The organism is Vogesella urethralis, from assembly GCF_007644045.2.
GTDB classification, from domain to species: domain Bacteria; phylum Pseudomonadota; class Gammaproteobacteria; order Burkholderiales; family Chromobacteriaceae; genus Vogesella; species Vogesella urethralis.
In genome coordinates this window covers 39,956-64,929 of sequence record NZ_VMDW02000047.1, presented here as the reverse complement: position 1 = coordinate 64,929, position 24,974 = coordinate 39,956, and the positions used below count along the sequence as shown (strand labels likewise).

The following is a 24,974-nucleotide window of genomic DNA, read 5'->3' as shown; positions in this document are numbered from 1 at the left end:
CGTTCAGCGTACCGACAGCGTGTGGCCTTGCGCCGCACTGGCGATGCCCAGCTCGATCAGCTCCATCACCAGCGCGGCTTCGCTGGCCGGTACCGGGTTGGCCGCACCGTCCAGAATGGCCGCGGCGATGCCCGCGTAGTAGCGGCGGTAGTCGCCTGCCAGCATCGGCACCGCGTGGCCGTGCGGCTCGCCGTCCTGCTGCACGTAATGCAGGCCTGGCAGCGGGTCGTCCCCCCAGCCGGCTGCGCCAGGTTGGCCGCCGGCTTTCAGCTGCGCTTCCTGGGTGTCCAGCCCGTATTTCACGTAACTGCCCAGCGCACCGTGTACGGCAAAGCGCGGCGAGCCGCCGCTGACCAGGCAACTGGCCGACAGCAGTACACGCAGGCGCGGGTAGTGCAGTGTGACGTGGAAGTAATCGGTAGCCACGGCGCCGTTGCGCTGCGTGGCCAGATCGGCGTGCAGCGCCTGCGGCGTGCCGAACAGCTGAAGCGCCTGGTCCAGCAGGTGCGGGCCCAGGTCGTACCACAGGCCGCCGCCGGCTACAGCCGATTCGCGCCAGCGCACCTGCACCTGCGGGCGGTAACGCTCGAAGCGCGACTCGAACAGGCTGATCTGGCCCAGGGTGCCGGCGTCCAGCAACTGGCGCAGGGTCAGAAAATCGGCGTCCCAGCGCCGGTTATGAAACACCGACAGCAGGCGCTGGCGCTGGCCGGCCAGCACCTGCAGCAGACGGGCTTCGGTAGCGGTGGTGGTGAACGGCTTGTCCACCACCACGTGCTTGCCGGCTTGCAAGGCCTGTTCGGCCAACGGGAAGTGGCTGTCGTTGGGGCTGGCGATCACCACTAGGTCGATAGCCGGATTGGCCAGTGCCTGTGCCGGGTCGCTGCACACGGCCACGCCGGCTTGTTCGGCCAGTACCTGCTCGCCCTTGCTGCTGACGATGGTGTGCAGGCGGAAACGCGGTTCGGCGCGCAGCAGCGGCGCGTGAAAAGTGCGGCCGGCGTAGCCGTAACCGATCAGGGCGACGTTGAGGGGGGTAGTCATGCTTGCTCTCCATGCAGGGGCCGCGCCGGCGGGCAGGGAGGCAGAGCTTGCCGCAAAAGCGCGCTGTAGGCCAGTGGCTACAGCACCTTGCGCCTCAATCCCTGGGGGCGGTGATCAGCAACTGGTCGAAGATGCGGCCGAGGCCGGTTTGCTGGTCCGGGTTCAGGCCCAGCGTGGCGCTGGCGGCCGGCAAGCGCCGGCGCAGCGCTACTAGCGCGGCTTGCTGGTCTTGCAGCCGGGCTTCCAGCTGCTTGATCTCGCGGTGCAGCTCGTCCAATGCCTGGGCGCGGGTGGCGGCCACTTCGGCCAGGATGGCCAGGTGGTCGCGCAGGCGGCCGCAACGGTCTTCGTCTTCCAGCGGCATGTCGCGGATCACCAGGCAGCAATGCGGGTAGTTGAACGAGGTGTTGCTGCCGGACGAATAAATATGGGTCAGCGTGCGGGCGTTGGCGATGATGCTGGCTTCCAGCGGCGTGGCCTGGCCGTCGGTGGATTGCAGGTGTTCGCCTTCGGTGCCGTAGATTTGCAGGCAGCCGTGCAGGCCGTACGCTTCCAGTGTGGTGCAGATGGCGCCGGCGATGTCCACATAGTTACCCAGCTTGGACACGTTGCGGATGAAGTCGATCAGCACGCCCATTTCCGACATGGCGCTCATCGCGGTCATGGCGGCCGAGAAGGCGGTGCGGCCGGTTTCCTGCAGCCGCATTTGTTCTTCGCGCTGGCGCAGCACCAGCTCCACTTTCAGTACCAGCTCGCGCGGGTCGATCGGTTTGCACAGGAAATCATTGCCGCCGACATCGTAGCCTTGCAGCCGGTCGGACAGCTCCACGTGGGCCGATACGAACAGGATCGGCATTTCGTGCTCCTGCGCACGCAGCTGGCGGCACACGGCGTAACCGTCCAGCTCGGGCATTTCCACGTCCAGCAGGATGACATCGGGCACTTCCGTTGCCACACAGTCCAGTGCTTCTTTGCCGTTGGTGGCAAAGCGCAGCGTGTAATGGCCCTCGAAAACGCTGCCATAGAATGCGCGCTGCGTCTTGCTGTCTTCGACGATCAGCAACCTGGCTTCGGCCATGCCGGTCTCCTTTCTGTTTTGCGAATGGCTTGCGCCGTCATCGCAGGCAACTGGTGTACCTGCTTGCGAATGAGGGCTTAACTCTACTGCATCTGTTGTAAAAGGTAGCTGTTAATTTGATATTTCGCCGCTGAAATTGCAGCCGGCTTGCGCTGTGGATGGCTTACCCGTGCGACATAACTGCTGGCAGTAGTCTGCCACGCCGGCAGGCCGGCCGGGCTGACCTGCCGCAAGTTGGCCGCGCATTCCTTGCCATGCGGTAGCGGTCGGCTATGGCTCAAAAGCGGCAAGGCATGGCGCTTATCTGAATGTGGTGTATTTAACGCTATGAATGGAAAGGATTTTTTTGCGCTGCGTATTGTTGGACAAGGCAGGGAAATGTGTAAGCCCATGTCGCAAAGAGGATATGGTGCGCGCCGAGGATTCGATTAGAATCGTTGCAAGACTTGTGTAACGGCGTGTGCAAAACGCAGCACAGGCTGTAACGAACAATAATTGCGACAAATTGCAGGAAGGAACTCATCAATGAGCAAGACCGTCACTCGCGCCACTTTCGACCAGGTCATGGTCCCCAACTACAGCCCGGCCGGTTTCATTCCGGTGCGCGGTGAAGGTTCCCGCGTATGGGACCAGGACGGCCGCGAGTTCATCGATCTGGCTGGCGGCATTGCCGTGAACTCGCTGGGCCACTGCCACCCGGAGCTGGTGGCGGCGCTGACCGAGCAAGCCGGCAAACTGTGGCACGTGTCCAACGTGTTCACCAACGAGCCGGCGCTGCAGCTGGCCAGCGCGCTGGTAGAGAAAACCTTCGCTGACCGCGTGTTCTTCTGCAACTCCGGTGCCGAAGCCAACGAAGCCGCTTTCAAGCTGGCGCGCAAATACGCCGCCGACCACTTCGGCGCCGACAAGTACGAAATCATTTCCTGCACCAACTCCTTCCACGGCCGTACCGTGTTTACCGTCAACGTTGGCGGCCAACCCAAGTACGCCGAAGGCTTCGGTCCCAACCCGGCCGGCATTACCCACGTACCGTTCAACGATATCGATGCGCTGAAAGCGGCCATCTCCGACAAGACCTGCGCCGTGGTGATCGAGCCGGTACAGGGCGAAGGCGGCGTGCTGCCGGCGACCCAGGCTTACCTGCAAGCCGCGCGCGAGCTGTGCGACGCGCACAAGGCGCTGCTGGTGTTCGATGAAGTGCAGACTGGCGTTGGCCGCACCGGCTCGCTGTACGCCTACCAGGAATACGGTATTACCCCGGATATCCTGTCCAGCGCCAAGGGCCTGGGCGGTGGCTTCCCGATCGGCGCCATCCTCACCACCGACGCCATCGCCAAGAGCCTGGCAGTAGGCACCCACGGCACCACCTACGGCGGTAACCCGCTGGCTGCCGCCGTGGCCGGCAAAGTGGTGGAAATCGTTAGCCGCCCGGAAGTGCTGGCTGGCGTGCGTGCCAAGCACCAGCGCTTTGTTGACGGCCTGAACGCCATCAACGCCAAGTACAACGTGTTCAAGGAAGTACGCGGCATGGGCCTGCTGATCGGTGCCGTGGTGTCCGACGAGTTTGCCGGTCGCGCCCGCGACTTCCTGAAAGCGGCCGAAGCCCAGCAACTGATGGTGCTGGTAGCAGGCCTGTCGGTGGTGCGTTTTGCGCCGTCGCTGGTGATCAGCGAGCAGGATATCGATGACGGCCTGGCCCGCTTCGATGCCGCCGTGGCCAGCGTGGTTGCCGCTAGCCGCAGCTAAGTTCGTCCCGTTTCATCCCAATACAAAGGAACGCCGCTGCCTGCCTGGGCAGCGGTGCGGGCTGCCCTGCGCCTGCATTCACATTACAACGAGAGAGAGGCTGACATGCTGATCGTGCGCCCTGTACGCATTTCCGATCTGCCGCATGTGGAACACATGGCGGTGGAGAGCGGAATCGGCGTAACCAGCTTGCCGAACAATCGGGAAAAGCTTTACGAAAAGATCCAGAACTCGCTGGGCGCCTTCGAACACGAGGCGATTGCGGGTACCGGACGCGAGTACTACATGTTTGTGCTGGAGGACGAAGGCCGCGTGGTCGGTACCGCCTCCATCAGCGCATCCGCCGGCTTTGAAGAGCCGTTCTACAGCTACCGCAGCGAAACCATGGTGCACGCGTCGCGTGCACTGAAGGTGAACAACCGCATCCACGTGCTGACCATGTGTCACGACCTGACCGGCCTGGTACAGCTGTGCGGTTTCTACTGCGACCCGCAGTACACAATGCGCGCTTACGAGCTGCTGTCGCGTGCCCGTCTGCTGTATATGGCCGCTGCCCGCGAGCGCTTTGGCCGCCGCATCCTGGTGGAAATGCAGGGCATGCTGGATGCCGACAACCAGTCGCCGTTCTGGGACGCCATCGGTCGCCGCTTCTTCAATATGGATTTCCCGCAGGTGGAGCAGGCCTTCGCCCAGCGCAGCAAAACCTTCATCGCCGAGCTGATGCCGACTTACCCGATCTACGTGCCACTGCTGCCAGACCAGGCGCAGAACGCCATCGGCCAGATTCACCCCGACTTCGAGCGCCCGTTCAGCATCCTGTCGCGCGAGGGTTTCGAAGCCGACGACTACATCGATATCTTCGACGGCGGCGCGGTGCTGACCGCCGAGGTAGACCAGCTGTTCAGCCTGCGCCAGCAACACACCTACGCGGTGGAAGCCGGCCCGTCGTTGCCGTCGGGTAGCCAGGAAATGCTGCTGTCCAACCATCGTAGTGGCCAGTTTGCCGCCACCCAGGCCCACGCCAGCGTGGTGGGCGACGTGATTTTCATTACCCAGGAAACCGCCCGAGCACTGGGCGTCGGCAATGGCCAGCGCCTGTGCGCGGTGCCGCTGTTGCCGGAACACGGGAGAGTACAAGCATGATGGTGATTCGTCCCGTAAGAGCCGGCGACCTGCCGGGCCTGATGGAGCTGGCGCGCAGCGCCGGTGTCGGTCTGACCAGCCTGCCCGTCAACGAAGACCGCCTTGCCGCGCGTATTGCACGTTCCGAGCGCAGCTTCAGCGGCGAGGCCGACCTGGCCGAGCGCGGCTATGTGTTCGTGCTGGAAGACACCGCCACCGGCCGTGTTGGCGGCATCTGCGCGCTGGAAGCGGCGGTCGGCCTGAAAGAGCCCTGGTACAACTACCGCGTCGGCAACATCGTGCACGCCTCCGAAGAGCTGGGTGTGTACACCCGCCACGAGACGCTGTTCCTGTCCAACGACCACACCGGCTACAGCGAACTGTGCACGCTGTTCCTGCACCCCGATTACCGCGTCAACAAGAACGGTGGCCTGCTGTCGAAAAGCCGCTTCCTGTTTCTGGCGCAGTTCCACCAGCTGTTCGGCAAAGTGGTGGTGGCCGAGATGCGCGGCGTGTCCGACGCCGACGGCAAATCGCCGTTCTGGGAAGCACTGGGCCGGCATTTCTTCTCCATCGAGTTCGCCGAAGCCGACTACCTGACCGGGGTAGGGCAGAAGTCGTTTGTGGCAGAGCTGATGCCCAAGTTTCCGGTGTACATCGACTTCCTCCCGCCGGAGGCGCAAGCCGTCATCGGCCAGACCCACGACAACACCCGCCCGGCAGTGGCCATGCTGCACAGCGAAGGTTTCCGTTACGAAGGCTACGTCGACATTTTCGACGCCGGCCCGACGGTGCAAGCCTACGTGCAGGACGTGCGTGCGGTGCGCGACAGCCGCCTGCTGTCGGCCTGTATCGGTAGCCAGCCGGCTGGCGAGGCCGACTGGTACCTGGTGGCCAACACCGGCTACGACAACTTCCGCGTCATCCTGGCCGAGCTGGTACGTGGCGACGGCAGCGTCACCCTGAACGCCGAGCAAGCGGCGGCATTGAATATCAAAGAAGGCGATACGGTACGCGTTGTCACGCTGTCGCCCAAGGAGAGTGCATAGTGACTACCCAGTTCATCCAAGGCAGCTGGGTTGCCGGTGAAGGCGACCTGCTGAGCAAAACCAACCCCGCCACTGCCGAGCCGATCTGGCAGGGCAAGACCGCTAGCGCCGAGCAGGTTGGCCGCGCAGTGGCCGCCGCCCGCGCTGCCTTCAAACCGTGGGCGCGCCTGGGTCTGGACGCCCGCATCGCCATCATCCGCCGCTTTGGCGAACTGCTGGCGGCCAACAAGGCGCAGCTGGCCGAGATCATTGCCCGCGAAACCGGCAAGCCGCTGTGGGAAGCGCAGACCGAAGTGACCACTATGGTCAACAAGGTAGAGATCTCGATCAAGGCTTACCACGAACGCACTGGCGAGCGCAGTGCCGCCATGGGCGACGCGCAGGCGGTATTGCGGCACAAGCCGCACGGCGTGGTAGCGGTGTTCGGCCCGTACAACTTCCCGGGCCACCTGCCCAACGGCCATATCGTGCCGGCGCTGATCGCCGGTAATACCGTAATCTTCAAACCGTCCGAGCTGACGCCGTGGACGGCGCAGGAAACGGTACGCCTGTGGGCGGAAGCTGGCCTGCCGGCCGGTGTGATCGGCCTGCTGCAAGGCGCACGCGATACCGGCATTGCGCTGGCCAACCACGCCGGCATCGACGGCCTGTTCTTTACCGGCAGCTCGGCTACCGGCAACCTGCTGCACAAGACTTTCGGCGGCCAACCGGAAAAAATCCTGGCGCTGGAAATGGGCGGCAACAACCCGCTGATCGTCGGCAAGGTTGCCGAGGTGGACGCGGCGGTACATCACGTGATCCAGTCGGCCTTCATTTCGGCCGGCCAGCGCTGCACCTGCGCCCGCCGCCTGCTGGTGGCCGAAGGCGCCGAGGGCGATGCTTTCCTGGCACGCCTGGTAGAGGTGACGGCGCGGCTGAAAGTGGGCCTGTTTAATGAAGAGCCGCAGCCGTTCATGGGCTCGGTGATCTCCAATGCTGCAGCAGATGCACTGTTGGCCGCACAGGACAAGCTGCTGGCCAGTGGCGGCAAGGCACTGCTGGCCATGCGCCGGCTGTCGGACGAAGGCGCGCTGCTCAGCCCCGGTATTATCGATAGCACCGCAGCGCAGCGCCCGGACGAAGAGTTCTTCGGCCCGCTGCTGCAGGTGATCCGCTACCGCGACTTCGACGAAGCCATCGACATCGCCAACGACACCCGCTTCGGCCTGGCCGGTGGCGTGCTGTCCGACGACCGTGCGCAGTACGAGCAATACCTGCTGGAAGCGCGCGCCGGCGTGGTGAACTGGAACAAGCCGCTGACCGGCGCCTCCAGTGCTGCACCGTTCGGGGGCATTGGTGCCTCCGGTAATCACCGTCCCAGTGCCTACTACGCAGCCGATTACTGCGCCTGGCCGGTGGCGTCGCTGGAGTGCGACAGCCTGACCGTGCCGGCCCAACTTTCCCCGGGGATGACGCTATGAGCCAAGCCTTTGAAGTGAATTTCGACGGCCTGGTCGGCCCGACGCACAACTACAGCGGCCTGTCGTTCGGCAACGTGGCCTCTACCGGCAACCAGAACGCGGCGTCCAACCCGCGCCTGGCCGCCAAGCAAGGCTTGGCCAAGATGAAGGCGCTGCACGATCTGGGCTTCAAGCAGGGCGTACTGGCCCCGCACGAGCGCCCGGATGTGGCCAGCCTGCGCCGCCTGGGCTTTGGCGGCAGCGACGCCGAGGTGATTGCCCGTGCTGCCAAGGAAGCGCCGGCTATTCTGGCCGCCGCCATGTCGGCTTCCTGCATGTGGACGGCCAACGCCGCCACGGTCAGCCCGTCCGGTGATACCGCCGACGGCCGCGTGCACTTTACCCCGGCCAACCTCAACAACAAGTTTCACCGCTCCATCGAGCACCCGACCACGCGCCGCATCCTGCAAGCGATGTTTGCCGATGACAGCCGTTTCATGGTGCACGAGGCGCTGCCGGCGCAGATGCACTTCGGCGACGAAGGCGCGGCCAACCATACCCGTTTCTGTCACGAATACGATGGGGCAGGGGTGGAGTTCTTCGTGTTCGGTGCGTCAGCTTTTGACAGCCGTTACCCGAAACCGGCGCGCTTTCCGGCGCGCCAGACGCTGGAAGCCTGCCATGCCGTCGCGCGCCTGCACGGCTTGAGCGAAGCAGGCGTGGTGTACGCGCAGCAAGACCCGGACACCATCGATGCCGGCGTGTTCCACAATGACGTGATCTCGGTGGGCAACCGCAATGTGCTGTTCCATCACGAGAAGTCCTTCCTGCAGCAACAGGCGGTGCTGGACGAGCTGTCGCGCAAGTTGGCCGCCGTGGGCGGACAGTTTGTGCCCATCGAGGTGCCGCAGGCCGAAGTGACGGTGGAAGAGGCAGTGAAGAGCTATCTGTTCAACAGCCAGCTGCTGTCGCGGGCTGACGGCAAGATGATCATCGTGGTGCCGGAAGAGTGCCGCAACATCGAGCGTGTGTGGGCCTACCTGCAGAAGCTGGTAGCCAGCGGCGGCCCCATCGCCGAGGTGAAGGTGTTCGATCTGAAGCAAAGCATGCAGAACGGTGGTGGCCCGGCCTGCCTGCGGCTGCGCGTGGCACTGTCTGCCAGCGAGATCGCGGCGGTGAACCCGAACGTGATGATGAGCGAGCAGCTGTTTGGCACGCTTAATGCTTGGGTGGACCGTCATTATCGCGACCGCCTGGCGCCAGAGGATCTGGCCGATCCGCAACTGCTGCTGGAATGTCGCACCGCACTGGATGAGCTAAGCGGCATTCTGGGGCTGGGTTCGGTCTATCCGTTCCAGCTGGTCTGAGCGTCGCCACCGGCCGATAAAGCCGCAGCCTCCGGGCTGCGGCTTTTTTCATGCTGCGATCAAAACCGAATACGGTAGATTGTATACAGAATATCGTTTGCGAACCTAGGTGCTAAACGAAACGCCATCGCAACATGAATTTTCGGAAAGGAATATTTACTGCGTTCAATTGGTTGGAAAACGAAAATTTGTGAAATTCAGCTTTTACAAAAATAACATCCCAAATGCGTAATATTTTGCACTGCAATATATTGCTGTGGCGCCATTTCGACTAAAAATAATCAATAAAATCAATAACTTGCAAAAAATTAAAAAAAATGGCCAAAAAGGTGAAAACTGGCTTTCTGGAAGATTGACAGTCAATTGGATACACCTACATAATCCGCTCGGCTTACTGCTGGAGTTGACAGTCTGTAGTGGTAAGCCAACAAGATGGCATATAGAGGGTAAACCCCCAAAAAAGCTATCGGGACCATCAATCTAAGGAGATCCCACCGTGGACATTTTTCTGCAACAGATCCTGAATGGCCTTGTGCTGGGCAGTATTTATGCCCTGATTGCACTTGGCTATACCATGGTGTACGGGATCATGGGCCTCATCAACTTCGCGCACGGCGAAGTGGTGATGTTTGGCGCCATGGTTACCATCACCGTCATCACCGCGTTGACCAACGCCGGTGTCGGGCTGCCTGGCCCCGCATTGGTGCTGATCGGTCTTCTGGTTGCGATTCCGGCGTGCATGCTGCTGGGCTTCGTGATCGAGCGCGTGGCTTACCGCCCGCTGCGCAATGCGCCCAAGCTGGCACCGCTGATTACTGCGATCGGCCTGTCCATCGTGCTGCAGCAGGCTGCCATCCTGATCTGGGGCCGTAACTACATTCCGTTCCCGCCCATCCTGAGCCATGACACCATCGACGTATTCGGTGCCACCATCACCCAGCTGCAAGTCGGCATCGTGGTGCTGTGTATCGCGTTGATGGCTGGCCTGCTGGTGGTGGTAGAAAAAACCAAGCTGGGCCGCGCCATGCGGGCCACCAGCCAGAACCCGGCAGTTGCCGGCTTGATGGGGGTTAACGTCAACACCATCGTATCCGCTACCTTCGTGATGGGTTCCGCCCTTGGCGCCATCGCCGGCGTGATGGTGGCAACCAACTACGACCAGGCCCACTACTACATGGGCTTCATGATCGGTCTGAAAGCGTTTACCGCAGCGGTACTGGGTGGCATCGGCAACCTGGGTGGCGCGGTAGCCGGCGGTATCCTGCTGGGTATCATCGAGAGTCTGGGCGCCGGCTACATCGGCGATCTGACCGGTGGTTTCCTGGGCTCGCACTATCAGGACATCTTTGCCTTCATGGTGCTGATTGCTGTGCTGATCTTCCGTCCGTCCGGCCTGCTGGGCGAAAAGATGGCCGATCGCGCTTAACACGGGGTACGTTTCGCTATGAATACCAACAAAAAACTCGGCGTGTTCATTGCCTCGGCCATCGTGCTGGCAGTGCTGCCTTTCGTGGTGGGTAGCACCCTGGGTAACTCTTGGGTTCGCACCATCGACTTCGCCTTGCTGTACGTAATGCTGGCGCTGGGCCTCAATATCGTCGTGGGCTTTGCCGGTCTGCTCGATCTGGGCTTCATCGCCTTCTATGCCGTGGGTGCCTACACCTTCGCGTTGCTGGGTTCGCCGCACTTCGACATCCACCTGCCGTTCTACATCAGCATTCCGCTGGGTGCGCTGTGCGCTGCCTTGTTCGGCCTGCTGCTGGGTACGCCGGTGCTGAAGCTGAAGGGCGACTACCTGGCCATCGTGACCCTGGGTTTCGGCGAGATCATCCGTATATTCATGAACAACCTGAACGCGCCGGTGAACATCACCAACGGCCCGCAGGGTATCAACCTGATCGACCCGATCCAGATCGGTGGCTTCTCGATGGGCAAAACCATCGACGTGGCTGGCTTCGCGCTGAACCCGGTACACATGTACTACTACCTGTTCCTGGTGCTGACCGTGGGCGTGGTGATCATGGCTTACCGTCTGCAGTACTCCCGTATCGGCCGTGCCTGGGTAGCCATGCGTGAAGATCAGATTGCCGCCTCGGCGATGGGTCTGAACATCCGCAACATCAAACTGCTGGCTTTTGCCCTGGGCGCGTTGTCCGGTGGTGTGGCTGGTGGCCTGTTTGCTTCCTTCCAGGGCTTCATCTCGCCGGAATCGTTCGGCTTGCTGGAGTCGATCATGATCCTCGCCATGGTGGTACTGGGCGGCATGGGTCACATCCCGGGTGTGATTCTGGGCGCGGTGGTACTGACCATTGCACCGGAAATCCTGCGTGATGTGATTGGCCCGCTGCAGATGCACGCCTTCGGCAAGATGATTGTCGACCCGGAAAACGCCCGTATGCTGCTGTTCGGTCTGGCCATGGTGATCATGATGCTGACCCGTCCGGAAGGCATGTGGCCGTCCAAGCGCCGCAAGGCCGAGTTTGAAGATGCCAAGAAAGGTTAAGCCATGGCTGAAGTACTGCTGAAAATCGAAGGCATCCACAAACGCTTTGGTGGCCTTCACGCGCTGAATAATGTGGCGCTGCATATCAATAAAGGTGAGATCTACGGCCTGATCGGTCCGAACGGCGCCGGCAAGACCACCATGTTCAACGTGCTGACCGGTTTGTACACGCCGGATGAAGGCGTGTTCACCTTCGACGGCAAGGACATGTTCCGTGCGCCTCCGCACATCGTGGTAGCGGGCGGTATTGCCCGTACCTTCCAGAACATCCGTCTGTTCCACGAAATGACGGCGCTGGAAAACGTGATGGTTGGCCGCCATATCCGCTCCAAGGCGGGTGCGCTGGGTGCCATCCTGCGTACCAAAGCCACGCGTGACGAGGAAGCAGCCATCGAGGCCAAAGCCTGGGAACTGCTGAAGTACGTGGGTATCGACGATGTGGCGCACGAGCGTGCCCGCAACCTGTCGTACGGCCACCAGCGTCGTCTAGAAATTGCCCGTGCGCTGGCGACCGAGCCCAAGCTGCTGGCGCTGGACGAACCGGCAGCCGGTATGAACCCGAAGGAAACCGAAGACCTGAAGGTATTGATGGAAAAGATCCGCAACGACGGCGTGACCGTGCTGCTGATCGAACACGACGTGAAGCTGATGATGGGCCTGTGCGACCGTATTGCCGTGCTGGATTACGGCAAGAAGATCGCCGAAGGCGTACCGGAAGTGGTGCGCAAGGATCCGAAAGTCATTGAAGCTTACCTGGGAGCGGCACACTCATGAGCCTGTTGGACGTCAAAAACCTGCAAGTGTCTTACGGCGGCATTCAGGCCGTTCGTGGCATCGATTTTCATATCAACAAGGGCGAGCTGGTGACCCTGATCGGTGCCAACGGCGCCGGCAAGACCACCACGCTGAAGACCCTGGTGGGGATGGTGAAAAAGTCCGGTGGCTCCATCACGTTTGATGGCAAGGAAACCGACAGCATCGCCTCCTATAACTTCGTGCGTAACGGTCTGGTGATGGTACCGGAAGGCCGTGGCATCTTCGGCAAGCTGACCGTCGAGGAAAACCTGCAGATGGGTGGCTACCACCGTAACGACAAGGACGGCATCCAGCGCGACATCGAACGCGGCTACGAGCTGTTTCCGCGTCTGAAGGAGCGCCAGAAGCAGCTGGCCGGTACGCTGTCCGGTGGCGAGCAGCAGATGGTGGCGATGGCGCGTGCCATCATCTCCCAGCCCAAGCTGCTGCTGCTGGACGAGCCGTCGATGGGTCTGGCCCCGCTGATCGTGGAAAAGATCTTCGAGATCATCCAGATGGTGGCCAAGGAAGGCGTGACCATGCTGCTGGTAGAGCAGAACGCCAAGCTGGCGCTGGAGGTGTCTCAGCGCGGTTACGTAATGGAAAGTGGCCGCATCACCATGAGCGGCCCGGCGCAAGAGCTGCTGGCCGACGAGCGCGTGCGTAACGCCTACCTCGGCGACTAAGCAGCACTGCCTGTCCCCAAGCCCCCTGCCCAGGCAGGGGGTTTTTGTTTTGTGCTGCGGCCGGCACTGCCGATATCATGCAGCAGCCTGATGTCTGGAAAGCCTGATGACTGCTCAAACCGACACCCTGGTGCTGTGGCACCAACTGCTGGGCGCGCTGATATTGCCGCCACTGGTTTACCTGCTGCCTGCGCTGGCTGCCGTACTCTGCTTGCGCCGCCGCCCACTGCTGCAATACGGCGTGCTGGGCATGACGGCGCTGCTGGCCTACCTGCTCAGCCTGCCGGTAACGGCGTTGTGGCTGAACGGCTGGCTGGAGCGCTACCCGCCGCTGACGCTGGCGCAAGCGCGTACGGCCCAGGCCATCGTGGTGATTGGCGGCGGCGTCAAGCCGGCGCCGGAGTACGCGGCCAACGTGCTGAGCGGCGCGGCTAACCAGCGCCTGCAATACGGCGCCTGGCTGTCGCGGCAGACCGGCCTGCCTTTACTGCTATCCGGTGGCGCGCCGTTGGGGGGCGAGCCCGAGGCGGTGGTGATGGCGCGGGTACTGCAGCAGCACTACGGGCTGACTGCGCGCTGGCAGGAGCCGGCGTCGCGCACCACACTCGAAAATGCCCGTTATAGCCAGGCGCTGTTGGCGCGTGACGGCATACAGCGTATCGTGCTGGTCACCCAGGCCTGGCACATGTCGCGGGCGTTGCCGTTCTTTACCCAGACCGGTCTGCAGGTGTTGCCGGGGTCCACCGGCTATGTGCGTTACGACGGCCAAGGCCTGGTGCTGTGGCTGCCTTCCGGCGTGGCGATGCAGGAAACGCATCAGGCACTGCGCGAGCTTGTTGGAATGTTGTACTATACAATCCGTCAACAACTTGGAAGCTGAAACCATGAAAACCGGTGCCTTGATCATTGGTGACGAACTGTTGTCCGGCAAACGCCAGGACAAGCACATGCAGTCGTTGATCCGCATGTTGGCCGCGCGCGGCATGAAGCTGGCGTGGGCCGAGTACCTGGGCGACGACCCGGCACGTATCGAAGCCGCCTTGCGTCGTGCGTTTGCCAGCGGCGACCTGGTGTTCAGCTTTGGCGGCATCGGCGCCACCCCCGACGACCACACCCGCGCCTGTGCCGCGGCGGCGCTGGGCGAGCCGTTGACCGTGCACCCCGAGGCCCGCGCACTGATCGAAGGCCGTTTTGGCGACGAAGCCTACCCGCACCGCATCAATATGGGCACCTTCCCGGCCAGCGCCAGCATCATTCCTAACCCGGTCAACCAGATTCCCGGCTTCAGCTGCGCCAACGTGCACTTTGTGCCCGGCTTCCCGAATATGGCGTGGCCGATGGTGGAGTGGGTGCTGGATAACCACTACCGTCAGCTGTTCAGCGACAGCCCGGACGTCGAGCGCGGCTGCATTGCGCTGGACGCACGCGAAGGCGACCTGATCAGCCTGATGCAGGACTTTGTCGCCTGCTACCCGGCCTTGCGCCTGTCCAGCCTGCCCAGTTTCGGCAACGAGCGTATTGCGCAGATGCATATCGAGTTCGGTTTCAGCGGCCAGCCGGCGCTGGTGGACATCGCACTGAGCGAATGGCAAAAAGCGCTACAAGCCAAGGGCTATACCGTGCAGGCCAAGGACTGAGTGCTAATCGCCACAAGGTTGGCCGCCACCGCCGTGGCCAACCTTGCTGTGCTTGACCGCACGCCATCGTGCTGACCATACTGGCACTTCGATAAATACCGCCAAGGAGACCGACATGGAAAAAATGGATATTGCCACCGTGCCGGTCACCGTCTGAGCGGGTATCACGCTGTTCCCCTGCGCCACGCGCATCCTGCTTTACCCCTCATTCCGTGTCACCGGCTACCTCATACCGGTGCTGCAGCCTGGCTGCAGCGTAGGCCCTTTACGGGCATGGCTCGCGTGTCTGCACGCGCGCCCGTCACGGAAACCTTCATGTTTACATTCGATTTTACCCGTCTGGCCGCCATCGGCCTGACGCCCGCGCTGTTGCAATCGCTGCTGCAACAGGCGCAATACGACGCCACCCTGTGCCGTGTCAGTGAAGTGCAGCGAGATGTCATTACCGTCCATGATGGCGAACACGAGCACGTTTGCCGCCTGGGTAGCGGCCTGTGGCAAGCCCTGCAAGCCGACGACGGCATCGCAGTGGGTGACTGGGCACTGGCCCGTTGCGATAGCCACGGCGGCTGGTGGCTGCTGCAGCGTTTTGCCCCGGCGGCGGCACTGTCGCGGCGCGACAGCCACGGTCAGCGCCAGCGCATTGCCAGCCATATCGATACGGCCTTGCTGGTGATGGGGCTGGATGGCGACTTCAACCTGCGCCGGCTGGAGCGCTACCTGAGCATGGTGCAGGCCGCCGGCATCAGCCCGGTGGTGGTGCTGAGCAAGGCCGACCAGTGTGCCGACCCCGACGCGGCCATCCAGGCGGTGCGCCAGCGTATACCGCACTGCCAGCACGTGCTGGCGCTGAACGGCACCGATGCTGCCAGTTGCGGCCAACTGGCGCCGTGGCTGGGGGCAGGGCAGACGCTGGTGCTGCTGGGTAGCTCCGGTGCCGGCAAGTCCACGCTGGGCAACACATTGTTGGGCGACGCACGCCAGCAAACCGGTGCGGTGCGGGAGGGCGACAGCCGTGGCCGGCACACCACCACGGCGCGCAGCTTGCACTGCCTGCCGGGCGGAGGGTGCCTGATCGATACCCCTGGCGTGCGTACGCTGCAGCCCGACCTGGATGCTGAGCAGCTGGCCGACAGCTTTGCCGATATCCAGGCGCTGGCGGCGCATTGCCAGTTCCGCGATTGCCGCCATCAGCAAGAGCCTGGCTGTGCGGTGCGCAATGCGGTGGATGCTGACCGGCTGCACAACTACTTCAAGCTGCTGCGCGAGGCGCAGCGCGGCGAGGAAAGCCTGTTGCAACGCAAGGCTCAGCAAGCGGTATGGAAACGGCGCAGCAAGGCGATGCGGCAAAAGCAGAAGCTGGAATAAAGCTGACACAGGCGGGCGGTGCGTTACCGCGTGCTGCCCGTATGCTGTGCCACGGTGTCTGGCTTGTTTCTGCTTATGTCATTTGCAATAATGCTGGCCTTAGCCAGCCAACCCGTGGGTGAGCCAGCCAGCAATTTTCTACGAGGCGCCCCATGTCCCACTCCGTTTCATTACACCGATACGCGCTTGCCAGCCTGCTCTGCATGCTGGCTGCTAGCCATGCTGTTGCAGCCGATACGCCAGATACGCTTGTACAGCAAGCTCACCATCTGCTGGAGCAAGGCCAGCCGGAAGCCGCGCTGCCGTTGCTGGAGAACGTGCTGGCCAGCCAGCCACAGCACGCCGCCGCGCGTTTCAACCGTGGCGAGCTGCTGCGCGGGCAAGGCAAGCTGGCACCTGCGCTGGTCGATCTCGACGTCGCGGTGGCGAATGCGCCGGGCAATGCCCGCTACCTGGGTACGCGTTGCGTGGTCCGAGTGCAAGCCGGGCAGGCCGAGGCCGGGCTGGCAGACTGCCAGCAGGCACTGGCGCAGCCCGGTAATGCGGCCAACGCACTGGTGTCGCGCGGGCAGGCCTGGTTGCTGCTGCAGCGGGACGCGGATGCCCTAGCGGATTTCGAAGCCGCGCTGCAAGCCAACCCGCAGCATATGCGGGCGCTGTACGGCAAAGGCCTTGCGCTGGCCAGGCTGGGTGAGGGTTTGCGTCAGCAAGCGCTGCAGCGCTTGCCGGGTGCCGATCGCGATTACCGCTAACCTGCACGAGCTGAGCGCAGGGCAGACAAACCCGCCTGTGCTTGTGGCATGAAAAAACCCCTGACCGCGATCGCTGTCAGGGGTTTTTTGTGGCGTGTGCCGCCGCTGCTTACGGCTTGCGTTTCGGCGCGCTGAACAGCGCCGATTGCTGCTGGCGCGGTTTGCCACCACGGCCATTGCCGAAGCCTTGGCCGCCCTGGTTGCGCGCCGGCTGGCCCATGCCGTTGCCGGCTTGCTGGCGCGGTTTGCGCGTCGGCAGCGTGCCCATGCCCAGTTCGTGCATGGTCAGCGTCGGTTGGCGCGGGCCGTCATCGTAGTAGAAGTTGCCGTTCGGCTCGCCCTGCGGCTGCTTGTTGCGCGGTTTTTCCTGACGCTGGCGCGCTTTGTCGGCGGCCTTGGCTTGCTGCGGCTGCGCATCACCACGCGGCTTGCCGCCCTGGCCGTTGCGACGGCCTTCGCCGTTCTGGCCAGCGGGCTTGCGGGCGCCTTGTGCTGCTTGCTCACCTGCCGGTTTGGCAGCACGCGGGGCGCGTTTTTCTTGCGCCTGGCCTTCTGCCTTGTCGGCAGCCGGTTTGCCCTGGCGCTGGCGGTTGTTGTTGCCGCCGCCACGACGGTTGTTGCTACCGCCTTTGGGGGCGGTGGTCGGGGTGAGGGCGCCGTGGATGTAGCGGCCAAGGCCGATTTCGATGGCTTGCGGCTCGGCGTCCGGGTCCGCTTCGAAGCCCGGTACCGTAAAGCGTTCGATGCTCTGTTTGGTCAGCTTTTCGATATCGCGCAGGAAGCCCAGCTCGTCGACGCATACCAGCGAGATGGCCTCGCCCTGGCAGCCGGCACGGCCGGTACGGCCGATGCGGTGTACGTAGTCTTCCGGCACGTTGGGCAGCTCGTAGTTCACCACGTGCGGCAGTTCTTCGATGTCCAGGCCGCGGGCGGCGATATCGGTGGCGACCAGTACCGGCAGGCTGCCGTCCTTGAAGCCGGCCAGCGCCTTGGTGCGCGCACCCTGACTCTTGTTGCCGTGGATGGCCATGCTGGCGATGCCGGCTTTTTCCAGTTTCTCGGCCAGGCGGTTGGCGCCGTGTTTGGTGCGGGTGAAGACCAGTACCTGGTGCCAGTCACCGGCCTTGATCATTTCGATCAGCAGTTCGGTCTTGCGGTCACGGTCCACCAGATGCACCTTCTGGGTGATCTGTTCGTTAGTCTGGTTCGGGCGGGCCACTTCTACCAGCTTGGGCTGGTTCAGCAGCTTGTCGGCCAGGGTTTTGATCTCTTTCGAGAATGTGGCCGAGAACAGCAGGTTCTGGCGTTCGGCCGGCAGCAGGGCCAGCACTTTCTTGATGTCGTGGATGAAGCCCATGTCCAGCATGCGGTCGGCTTCGTCCAGCACCAGGATCTCTACGCCAGACAGGTCGACGGTTTTCTGGCCGGCGTGGTCCAGCAGGCGGCCCGGGGTGGCCACCAGGATGTCTACCGGCTTGCGCAGGGCGGCGATTTGCGGGTTGATGCCGACACCGCCGAACATCACCATCGATTTCAGCGGCAGGTATTTGCCGTACTCGCGGACCGATTCTTCAACCTGGGCGGCCAGTTCGCGGGTGGGGGTCAGTACCAGCGCGCGCGGACGGCCTTTCTGTTTGGACGGTTTGTCCATCAGGCGGTGCAGCAGCGGCAGTGTGAAGCCGGCAGTCTTGCCGGTGCCGGTCTGGGCGGCGGCCAACAGGTCGCCGCCTTGCAGCACCTGCGGAATGGCTTGCGCCTGAATCGGGGTGGGGCTGGTGTAACCGGTGTCGGCCACGGCACGCAGCAGCGGCTCGGCCAGACCTAGTGCGTCAAAAGTCAGTTCGGACATTTATTGTGCAATCAGGGTGTCTGCCCATTGCAATGGCAATACCAATCCGGGCGGACAAATCAATTAGTTCAAGGGGTGGGCCGGCAGGCTGCCTGGCCAGAGGGGTGTCGCGTTGATTGGTGGGGACGCGAAGATGCAAGTGTACATTGAATAGCGCTGCCATGTGAGCAAACCGCATGGTTTTATAGCAAATATTCAAAATGCAACGGCTGCCCAGCGCCATCAAGGCAGCTTGGCAGCCGTATGCCGGTGCGTGGCCGGCGCCTTAGCGTGCGGTGAAGTGCTGCACGATGCTGGAGAAGTCCAGCTTGCCGTTGCCGGCCGCCACGTGCTGCTCAAACAGCTGCTGCGCCTGGCTGCCCATCGGGTTGGCCGCCTGGCTCTGGCTGGCGGTTTCGCTGGCCAGGCGCAGGTCTTTCAGCATCAGCTCGCTCATGAAACCGCCGCTATAGCCACGGCTGGCGGGGGCCGTGTCCATCACGCCGGGCCACGGGTTGTAGCGGTCCAGCACCCAATTGCTGCCAGAACTATTGCCCATGATTTGCGACAGCACGGCCGGGTCCAGCCCGTTTTGTACGCCCAGCGCCAGCGCTTCGGCGGTGCCGGCCATCAGGATGCCCAGCAGCATGTTGTTGCACACCTTGGCGGTTTGGCCGGCACCGGCAGCGCCGGCGTGGAACAGGTTTTTGCCCATGCTGGCCAGCAGCGGGCGCGCGGCTTCCACGTTGGCCGCATCGCCGCCGATCATGAAGGTGAGGGTGCCGGCGGCGGCACCGGCGGTGCCACCGGACACCGGCGCGTCCAGAAAGCGCAGCCCAGCCGCGGCGGCGGCTTCGGCCACGCCACGCGCGGTGTGGGCGGCGATGGTGCTGCAGTCGATCACCAGCGTGCCGGGCGGCAGGCGGGTAAACAGACCGCTTTCGCCCAGGTACAGGCTTTCCACGTGCTGGCCGGCGGGCAGCATCGAGATGATGACCTCGGCGCCATCAGTGGCGTGGGCCACGCTGTCTGCCGGGCGGCCGCCAGCGGCGGCAAAGTGTTCCAGCGCGGTAGCCGATAAGTCGAAACCGTTGACGGTGTAGCCGGCTTTCACCAGGTTGGCCGCCATCGGGCCGCCCATATTGCCCAGGCCGATAAATGCGATATGCGTCATTTTGTGTCCTTGCTTCGGTGATCAGGCCAGCGCGGCCAGCGGGTGGTCGGCAGCGCGCCAGGGTTGGGTAAAGTGGCCGGCCACGGTGTGGTTGTCCACGTCGGCCAGCGTGGGGCGGGCCCACTTCGGCTGCCGGTCCTTGTCTACCAGCAGCGCCCGCACGCCTTCGCGGAATTCCGGGCCGGCGCAGAAGTTCAGCGACAGCGCCAGCTCCATGCGGAAGACCTCGGCCAGCGACAGGTGGCGGGCGCGGCGGAAGATTTCCCAGGTGACGGCGGCGCTGGTGGGGCAGCCGGCCAGGTAGGTCTTGGCGGCTGCGGCCAGCCACGGGTCTTCGAAAGCCGTGTGGCGCAGCGCGTGGTCGATGGCGTGCAGCGAGCCCTTGTTCATCAGCGTGTGGATGGCCGGCAGATTGCGTTGCAGTGCGCTCTCGGCCACGCTGTCGGCGTTGAGGTTTTCCAGCTCGCCCAACAAAGCGGTGAGGCGGGCATGGTTGGCCGCCGGGTCGGCCTGCCAGTGGCTGGCAGCCATCGCCGCCAGCAGCGTGTCCCAGCCGTTTTGTGGCAGGATGTGGTCGGCCAGGTTGGCCAGTAGGGCGTCGCGGGCGTTCAGCGGCGCACCGGTCAGGCCCAGAAACAGGCCGCTCTTGGCCGGCATGCGTTGCAGGAACCAGCTGCCAGCCACGTCCGGGTACAGGCCGATGGTGATTTCCGGCATCGCGATGCGGGTGCTGGCGGTGGCTACGCGGTGGCTGGCGCCGGCCATCAGGCCCAGGCCACCGCCCATCACGATGCCGCTGCCCCATACCAGCAGCGGTTTGCGATAGGTGTGGATGCGGTAGTCCAGCGCGTACTCACGGGTGAAGAAGTCTTCGGCCACCGGGTTGGGGTAGCAGTCGTCGGCCAGCAGCGCGTCGCGCAGCGCCCGCACGTCGCCGCCGGCGCAAAAGGCCTTGTCGCCAGCACCGCGCAGCAGCACGGCGGCGATGCCGTCGTCGGCATCCCAGATCGACAGCCGCGCGTCCAGCAAGCGGATCATGTCGAGGTTCAGCGCGTTCAGCGCCTTTTCGGCGTTCAGCGTGGCCACGCCCAGGCGCATGCCGGCGGTGGTGGCGATTTCGTCAAACAGCACAAGCTCGTTCATGGGGTTCCTTGGTAATGGCGAGGTGTTGATACGAAAACCGTCTTGCCACGAAAACCACAAAAGACACGAAACATTTCTCCGCATGGCTCAGGTTTTTTACTGTCTGCCAACGGTAGCCGGGTTGGTTTTACTTTCGTGCTTTTCGTGTTTTTCGTGGCAAAAAAAGATCAGGCGTTCTTCCACACCGGCGTGCGTTTTTCCAGGAAGGCGTTCACGCCTTCGCGTTGGTCTTCGCTGTCGAACAGCTGGGTAAACAGCTCGCGCTCGTGGATCAGGTTGGCCGCCGGCGGCGCGTAGCGGGCGCGCTGCACCAGCGTCTTGCAGGCGCTGACCGCCACCGGCGACTGGCGGCCAACCTTGTCGGCCAGCGCCAGCGCTGCGTCGCGGGCGCCACCTTTGGCTACCACTTCTTCCACCAGGCCGATGCGCAGCGCGGTGGCGGCGTCTACCCGCTCGCCGCACAGGATCATGCGTTTGGCCCAGCCTTCGCCCACCAGCCACGGCAGATTCTGCGTGCCGCCGGCGCACGGCAGCAGGCCGACGGCGGCTTCCGGCAGCGCCATCTGCGCCTGCTCTTCGGCAATGCGGATATCGCAGGCCAGCGCGCACTCCAGCCCGCCGCCCATGGCGTAGCCGTTGATGGCGGCAATACTGACGCCACGGAAGCCGGACAGCACCTCGAAGGCGGCGCCGAAGGCCATGGCGGCGCTGGCGGCGTGGCCTTTGTTGCCGTCGGCAAACTGCTTGAGGTCGGCGCCGGCGCTGAAGAATTTTTCACCTTCGCCCGTGATTACCAGTGCGTAGATGCTGCGGTCGGCGTTCAGGTCGGCCACCAGCTGCTGCAGGGCCTGCAGGCTGTCCAGCGTCCAGGTATTGGCCGGCGGGTTAGCGATGGTGACCAGCGCGGTGTGGCCGATCTTTTCCACGTTGAGGTTGGTGTAGGACATGGTGTGGTTTCCTGATTGTGCTGTCGAATTGCTAGCTAAGTAACATCTGATTGTTGGCCACGAACCCCACGAAAAAACACGAAAGGGCTCGCTGTGGCTAAGTAATAGTGCGTTTTGTTTTTGCAACGGAAGACACCGAAGGCACGGAAAAGGCGGCCGCTGTTGTGTGATTAGCTCGGGCTGCCCTCGTTTATTCCGTGCCTTTCGCGTGTTTTCGTGGCCAATCTGTTTTTGCCTTTAACCTCGGTACGGCATCTGCTTGTTGGCCACGAACCCCACGAAAAAACACGAAAGGGCTCGCTGTGGCTAAGTAACAGTGCGTTTTCTCTTTTGCCACGGAATGCACCGAAGGCACGGAAAAGGCAGGCTGCTGTTGTGTGATCTGCCCGGCTTGCCCTCGTTTTTTTTGTGCCTTTTGTGTGTTTTCGTGGCCAATCTGCCTTTGCTCTTTAGCGCAGGCTGTCCAGCGCGCCGTCTTGCAGCAGGCGGCGGGCGGTGATGACGCGCATGATCTCGTTGGTGCCTTCCAGAATCTGGTGCACGCGGTTGTCGCGTACATAGCGTTCCAGCGGGTACTCCTTGATATAGCCATAACCGCCAAACAGTTGCAGCGCTTCATTGGCCACCTTGAAGCCGGTGTCGGTGGCCAGGCGCTTGGCCATGGCGCAGTAGGCGGTGGCGTCGGGGCTGCCGTTGTCCAGCTGCCAGGCGGCCAGGCGCACCATCTGGCGCGCGGCAATCAGCTCGCAGGCCATGTCGGCCAAGCGGAACTGCACGCTTTGCAGCTCGGCCAGCGGCTGGCCAAATTGCTGCCGTTCCTGCACGTAGCGGGTGGCGGCTTCCAGCGCGGCCTGGGCGGTGCCCACCGAGCAGGTGGCGATGTTGATGCGGCCGCCGTCCAGCCCTTTCATGGCGAAGGTGAAGCCCTGGCCTTCCTGCCCCAGCAGGTTGGCCGCCGGCACCCGCACGTTGTCGAAGGTGATGGTGCGCGTGGGCTGGCTGTTCCAGCCCATTTTCTTTTCTTTCTTGCCGTACTGGATGCCCGGCAGGTCGGCCGGCACTACCAGTGCCGAGATGCCTTTGGCGCCCGGCCCGCCGGTGCGTGCCATCACCACCAGCACGTCGGTACTGCCGGCGCCGCTGATGAAGGCCTTGCTGCCGTTCAGCACGTAGTGTTCGCCGTCGCGCTCGGCGCGGGTACGCAGGTTGGCCGCGTCGGAGCCGGCGCCCGGCTCGGTGAGGCAGTAACTGCCAAACTTGTGCCCGGCGGCCAGCGCCGGTACCCATTCTGCCGCCACGTCGGGGCGGGCAAAGCTGCCTATCATCCAGCTCACCATATTGTGGATGGTGAGGTAGGCGGTGGTGCTGGTGCAGCCGGCGGCCAGCGCCTCGAAGATGATGGCGGCGTCCAGTCGCGGCAGGCCCAGGCCGCCGTATTCGGTGGGGGTGTACAGGCCGCAGAAGCCCATTTCACCGGCGCGGCGCAGCACGTCCAGCGGGAAGATTTCCTGTTCGTCCCAGTGTGCGGCGTGCGGCGCCAGCTCGCAGCGGGCAAACTCGCGGGCGCTGTCCTGGAAGGCCAGCTGTTCGTCGCTGAGTGCAAAGTCCATCGTGTTTCCTTTTGCCTGATCTATTGCAAGCGCAGCAGGCTGTATTGCCCGCTGCGCGACGGCACTTACTTCAGCGAGATGGTGGTCTGCACCTTGCCGCTGCTGGCGTCGTCGTCGAACCAGCGGCTGGTGACGGTCTTGGTCTGGGTGTAGAACAGCACCACCTGCTTGCCGTACGGGCCCAGGTCGCCCAGCTTTGAGGCGCGCGAACCAGTAAAGCTGAACAGCGGCACCGGCACCGGAATCGGTACGTTGACGCCCACCTGGCCGACGTCGATGTCTTCCTGGAAGCGGCGGGCGGCGGCGCCGCTCTGGGTGAAGATGGCGGTGCCGTTACCGTTGGGGTTGGCGTTGATCAGCTCGATGGCCTCGTCCAGCGTGTCGGCGGCCATCAGGCACAGTACCGGGCCGAAGATTTCCTGGTCGTAGATGCTCATGCCCGGCTTCACGTCGCTGAAGATGGTGGGGCCGACAAAGTTGCCGTGCGGGTAGCCGGCTACGCTGACCTGGCGGCCGTCCAGCGCCAGCGTGGCGCCTTCGGCGACGCCGCGTTCGATCAGGCCGTGGATGCGCTCGCGCGCAGCGCAGCTGATTACCGGGCCCAGGTCCGGGTTGTCGATGCCGGCGCCTACGCGCAGGCTTTGTGCCTTGGCCACCAGGTCCGGCAGCCACTGTTGCGCCTCGCCCACCAGGATGGCCACGCTCAGCGCCATGCAGCGCTGGCCGGCCGCGCCAAAGGCGGCGCCGGTGAGCTGGTTCAGCGCCTGCTCCTTGTTGGCGTCCGGCAGCACGATGGCGTGGTTTTTGGCGCCCATCATGCACTGCACGCGTTTGCCGGCCAGGCTGGCGCGGTTGTACACGTGGGTGCCGACGCGGGTGGAGCCGACAAAGCTGATGGCCTTGATGTCGGGGTGGTCGCACAGCGCGTTCACCACGTCCGGCCCGCCGTGCACCACGTTCAGCACGCCAGCCGGTACGCCCGCCTGCAGCGCCAGCTCTACCAGCCGCATGGTCACCAGCGGGTCCTGTTCCGACGGCTTCAGCACGAAGGTGTTGCCGGTGGCGATGGCCATCGGGAACATCCACAGTGGAATCATGGCCGGGAAGTTGAACGGGGTAATGCCGGCGCACACGCCCAGCGGCTGCATCACGGTGTAGGTGTCCACGCCGCCGGCCACGTTTTCGGCGTACTCGCCCAGCTGCAGGGTGCCGATGTTGGCCGCGTGTTCCACCACTTCCAGCCCGCGGAAGATGTCGCCCTCGGCGTCGGCCAGGGTTTTGCCCTGTTCGGCGGTAAGCAGCGCGGCCAGCTCTTTCATGTTGTCGCGGATCAGCTGCTGCAGCTTCAGGAAGATGCGGGCGCGGGTGCCGATCGGGGTTTTCTTCCAGCGCGTAAACGCGGTCTTGCCGGCAGCGATGGCGGCGGCCACTTCGTCGGCGGTGGCCATCGGTACGCGCGCCAGCACTTCCTGGGTGGCCGGGTTCACGACCTCACGCCATTCGGTGGTGCGCGATTCGACAAATTCGCCGCCGATCAGCAGCTTGACGGTGGGCAGGTGCGACATGGGTGTTCTCCTGTGAGGCCGTGTGGGCACGGTTTGAGTATACGTTAACGTAAACGTCAATTAAGCATCAAATTAAAGCAAGTGCTTGGTTTTTTCCACCTTGCATGTTGGCCGCAGGCGG

21 protein-coding genes are annotated in these 24,974 nt (G+C 63.4%); 13 read left to right on the top strand and 8 right to left on the bottom strand.

The window, feature by feature from the left end:
• Positions 1-3: 3 nt before the first annotated feature.
• Both FLQ03_RS02115 and FLQ03_RS02110 read right to left on the bottom strand, forming a co-directional pair.
• Entirely contained in the window at positions 4-1,044 is a 1,041-nt protein-coding gene (locus tag FLQ03_RS02115; RefSeq protein ID WP_144373084.1) for an oxidoreductase, read from the bottom strand.
• Between the two features lie 94 nt (positions 1,045-1,138).
• Positions 1,139-2,122 carry a response regulator transcription factor gene (locus FLQ03_RS02110; RefSeq protein ID WP_144373083.1) on the bottom strand — a complete coding sequence of 328 codons (984 nt, stop codon included), beginning with the start codon at positions 2,120-2,122 and terminating at the stop codon, positions 1,139-1,141.
• Positions 2,123-2,647: 525 nt separating this feature from the next.
• Between FLQ03_RS02110 and FLQ03_RS02105 the strand changes: the two genes are divergently transcribed.
• The 13 genes from FLQ03_RS02105 (at position 2,648) to FLQ03_RS02045 (ending at position 16,586) form a co-directional block, all read left to right on the top strand.
• Complete coding sequence (locus tag FLQ03_RS02105) at positions 2,648-3,868, top strand: aspartate aminotransferase family protein (RefSeq protein ID WP_144373082.1); 1,221 nt, start codon at positions 2,648-2,650, stop codon at positions 3,866-3,868.
• Positions 3,869-3,973: 105 nt separating this feature from the next.
• A complete protein-coding gene (gene aruF / locus FLQ03_RS02100; RefSeq protein WP_144373081.1) occupies positions 3,974-5,011 on the top strand; it encodes an arginine/ornithine succinyltransferase subunit alpha in 1,038 nt (345 codons plus the stop codon).
• Positions 5,008-6,039: an arginine N-succinyltransferase gene (astA, locus tag FLQ03_RS02095; RefSeq protein WP_144373080.1), complete on the top strand. Its 1,032-nt coding sequence runs from the start codon at positions 5,008-5,010 to the stop codon at positions 6,037-6,039. The genes aruF and astA overlap by 4 nt, the downstream gene beginning before the upstream one ends.
• The gene (astD, locus tag FLQ03_RS02090) at positions 6,039-7,499 is read left to right on the top strand and encodes a succinylglutamate-semialdehyde dehydrogenase (RefSeq protein ID WP_144373079.1); all 1,461 of its coding nucleotides are present in this window, start codon (positions 6,039-6,041) and stop codon (positions 7,497-7,499) included. Before astA ends, astD begins: the two co-directional genes overlap by 1 nt.
• The gene (gene astB / locus FLQ03_RS02085; protein ID WP_144373078.1) at positions 7,496-8,845 is read left to right on the top strand and encodes an N-succinylarginine dihydrolase; all 1,350 of its coding nucleotides are present in this window, start codon (positions 7,496-7,498) and stop codon (positions 8,843-8,845) included. The genes astD and astB overlap by 4 nt, the downstream gene beginning before the upstream one ends.
• 496 nt (positions 8,846-9,341) lie before the next feature.
• On the top strand, positions 9,342-10,271 hold the full coding sequence (locus tag FLQ03_RS02080; protein WP_144373077.1) for a branched-chain amino acid ABC transporter permease: 930 nt from the start codon (positions 9,342-9,344) through the stop codon (positions 10,269-10,271).
• 18 nt (positions 10,272-10,289) lie between these two features.
• Complete coding sequence (locus tag FLQ03_RS02075) at positions 10,290-11,348, top strand: ABC transporter permease subunit (protein WP_144373076.1); 1,059 nt, start codon at positions 10,290-10,292, stop codon at positions 11,346-11,348.
• A 3-nt stretch (positions 11,349-11,351) separates the two neighbouring features.
• The gene (locus FLQ03_RS02070) at positions 11,352-12,122 is read left to right on the top strand and encodes an ABC transporter ATP-binding protein (protein WP_144373075.1); all 771 of its coding nucleotides are present in this window, start codon (positions 11,352-11,354) and stop codon (positions 12,120-12,122) included.
• Entirely contained in the window at positions 12,119-12,829 is a 711-nt protein-coding gene (locus FLQ03_RS02065) for an ABC transporter ATP-binding protein (protein ID WP_144373074.1), read from the top strand. Before FLQ03_RS02070 ends, FLQ03_RS02065 begins: the two co-directional genes overlap by 4 nt.
• 106 nt (positions 12,830-12,935) lie before the next feature.
• Complete coding sequence (locus FLQ03_RS02060) at positions 12,936-13,709, top strand: YdcF family protein (RefSeq protein ID WP_144373073.1); 774 nt, start codon at positions 12,936-12,938, stop codon at positions 13,707-13,709.
• Between the two features lie 4 nt (positions 13,710-13,713).
• Positions 13,714-14,466 (top strand): competence/damage-inducible protein A, encoded by a 753-nt coding sequence (locus tag FLQ03_RS02055; RefSeq protein ID WP_144373072.1) that lies wholly within the window; start codon positions 13,714-13,716, stop codon positions 14,464-14,466.
• A 315-nt stretch (positions 14,467-14,781) separates the two neighbouring features.
• Entirely contained in the window at positions 14,782-15,834 is a 1,053-nt protein-coding gene (gene rsgA / locus FLQ03_RS02050; protein WP_144373071.1) for a ribosome small subunit-dependent GTPase A, read from the top strand.
• Positions 15,835-15,986: 152 nt separating this feature from the next.
• Positions 15,987-16,586 carry a tetratricopeptide repeat protein gene (locus FLQ03_RS02045; protein ID WP_144373070.1) on the top strand — a complete coding sequence of 200 codons (600 nt, stop codon included), beginning with the start codon at positions 15,987-15,989 and terminating at the stop codon, positions 16,584-16,586.
• A 109-nt stretch (positions 16,587-16,695) separates the two neighbouring features.
• On the opposite strand, the gene FLQ03_RS02040 is transcribed toward FLQ03_RS02045, so the two are convergent.
• The 6 genes from FLQ03_RS02040 to FLQ03_RS02015 all read right to left on the bottom strand — a co-directional run bounded on the left by FLQ03_RS02040 (position 16,696) and on the right by FLQ03_RS02015 (position 24,853).
• The gene (locus tag FLQ03_RS02040) at positions 16,696-18,435 is read right to left on the bottom strand and encodes a DEAD/DEAH box helicase (RefSeq protein WP_144373069.1); all 1,740 of its coding nucleotides are present in this window, start codon (positions 18,433-18,435) and stop codon (positions 16,696-16,698) included.
• Positions 18,436-18,700: 265 nt separating this feature from the next.
• Positions 18,701-19,588 (bottom strand): 3-hydroxyisobutyrate dehydrogenase, encoded by an 888-nt coding sequence (gene mmsB / locus FLQ03_RS02035; protein WP_144373068.1) that lies wholly within the window; start codon positions 19,586-19,588, stop codon positions 18,701-18,703.
• Positions 19,589-19,609: 21 nt separating this feature from the next.
• A complete protein-coding gene (locus FLQ03_RS02030) occupies positions 19,610-20,731 on the bottom strand; it encodes an enoyl-CoA hydratase/isomerase family protein (RefSeq protein WP_144373067.1) in 1,122 nt (373 codons plus the stop codon).
• Between the two features lie 167 nt (positions 20,732-20,898).
• Positions 20,899-21,678, bottom strand: coding sequence for an enoyl-CoA hydratase (locus tag FLQ03_RS02025; RefSeq protein ID WP_144373066.1), 780 nt, complete (start codon positions 21,676-21,678; stop codon positions 20,899-20,901).
• 449 nt (positions 21,679-22,127) lie between these two features.
• The gene (locus tag FLQ03_RS02020; protein WP_144373065.1) at positions 22,128-23,288 is read right to left on the bottom strand and encodes an acyl-CoA dehydrogenase family protein; all 1,161 of its coding nucleotides are present in this window, start codon (positions 23,286-23,288) and stop codon (positions 22,128-22,130) included.
• A gap of 65 nt (positions 23,289-23,353) precedes the next feature.
• Positions 23,354-24,853 (bottom strand): CoA-acylating methylmalonate-semialdehyde dehydrogenase, encoded by a 1,500-nt coding sequence (locus tag FLQ03_RS02015; protein WP_144373064.1) that lies wholly within the window; start codon positions 24,851-24,853, stop codon positions 23,354-23,356.
• Between the last annotated feature and the right edge of the window lie 121 nt (positions 24,854-24,974).

Excerpts from the sequence above, each read along its gene's own strand:
- astB (WP_144373078.1), top strand. The coding sequence starts at position 7,496 with ATGAGCCAAGCCTTTGAAGTGAATTTCGACGGCCTGGTCGGCCCGACG.
- FLQ03_RS02045 (WP_144373070.1), top strand. The coding sequence starts at position 15,987 with ATGTCCCACTCCGTTTCATTACACCGATACGCGCTTGCCAGCCTGCTC.
- mmsB (WP_144373068.1), bottom strand. The coding sequence starts at position 19,588 with ATGACGCATATCGCATTTATCGGCCTGGGCAATATGGGCGGCCCGATG.
- FLQ03_RS02020 (WP_144373065.1), bottom strand. The coding sequence starts at position 23,288 with ATGGACTTTGCACTCAGCGACGAACAGCTGGCCTTCCAGGACAGCGCC.
- astA (WP_144373080.1), top strand. The coding sequence starts at position 5,008 with ATGATGGTGATTCGTCCCGTAAGAGCCGGCGACCTGCCGGGCCTGATG.
- FLQ03_RS02040 (WP_144373069.1), bottom strand. The coding sequence starts at position 18,435 with ATGTCCGAACTGACTTTTGACGCACTAGGTCTGGCCGAGCCGCTGCTG.
- FLQ03_RS02070 (WP_144373075.1), top strand. The coding sequence starts at position 11,352 with ATGGCTGAAGTACTGCTGAAAATCGAAGGCATCCACAAACGCTTTGGT.
- FLQ03_RS02105 (WP_144373082.1), top strand. The coding sequence starts at position 2,648 with ATGAGCAAGACCGTCACTCGCGCCACTTTCGACCAGGTCATGGTCCCC.
- FLQ03_RS02030 (WP_144373067.1), bottom strand. The coding sequence starts at position 20,731 with ATGAACGAGCTTGTGCTGTTTGACGAAATCGCCACCACCGCCGGCATG.
- aruF (WP_144373081.1), top strand. The coding sequence starts at position 3,974 with ATGCTGATCGTGCGCCCTGTACGCATTTCCGATCTGCCGCATGTGGAA.
- FLQ03_RS02015 (WP_144373064.1), bottom strand. The coding sequence starts at position 24,853 with ATGTCGCACCTGCCCACCGTCAAGCTGCTGATCGGCGGCGAATTTGTC.
- FLQ03_RS02025 (WP_144373066.1), bottom strand. The coding sequence starts at position 21,678 with ATGTCCTACACCAACCTCAACGTGGAAAAGATCGGCCACACCGCGCTG.
- rsgA (WP_144373071.1), top strand. The coding sequence starts at position 14,782 with ATGTTTACATTCGATTTTACCCGTCTGGCCGCCATCGGCCTGACGCCC.
- FLQ03_RS02110 (WP_144373083.1), bottom strand. The coding sequence starts at position 2,122 with ATGGCCGAAGCCAGGTTGCTGATCGTCGAAGACAGCAAGACGCAGCGC.
- FLQ03_RS02060 (WP_144373073.1), top strand. The coding sequence starts at position 12,936 with ATGACTGCTCAAACCGACACCCTGGTGCTGTGGCACCAACTGCTGGGC.
- FLQ03_RS02055 (WP_144373072.1), top strand. The coding sequence starts at position 13,714 with ATGAAAACCGGTGCCTTGATCATTGGTGACGAACTGTTGTCCGGCAAA.
- FLQ03_RS02065 (WP_144373074.1), top strand. The coding sequence starts at position 12,119 with ATGAGCCTGTTGGACGTCAAAAACCTGCAAGTGTCTTACGGCGGCATT.
- FLQ03_RS02075 (WP_144373076.1), top strand. The coding sequence starts at position 10,290 with ATGAATACCAACAAAAAACTCGGCGTGTTCATTGCCTCGGCCATCGTG.
- FLQ03_RS02115 (WP_144373084.1), bottom strand. The coding sequence starts at position 1,044 with ATGACTACCCCCCTCAACGTCGCCCTGATCGGTTACGGCTACGCCGGC.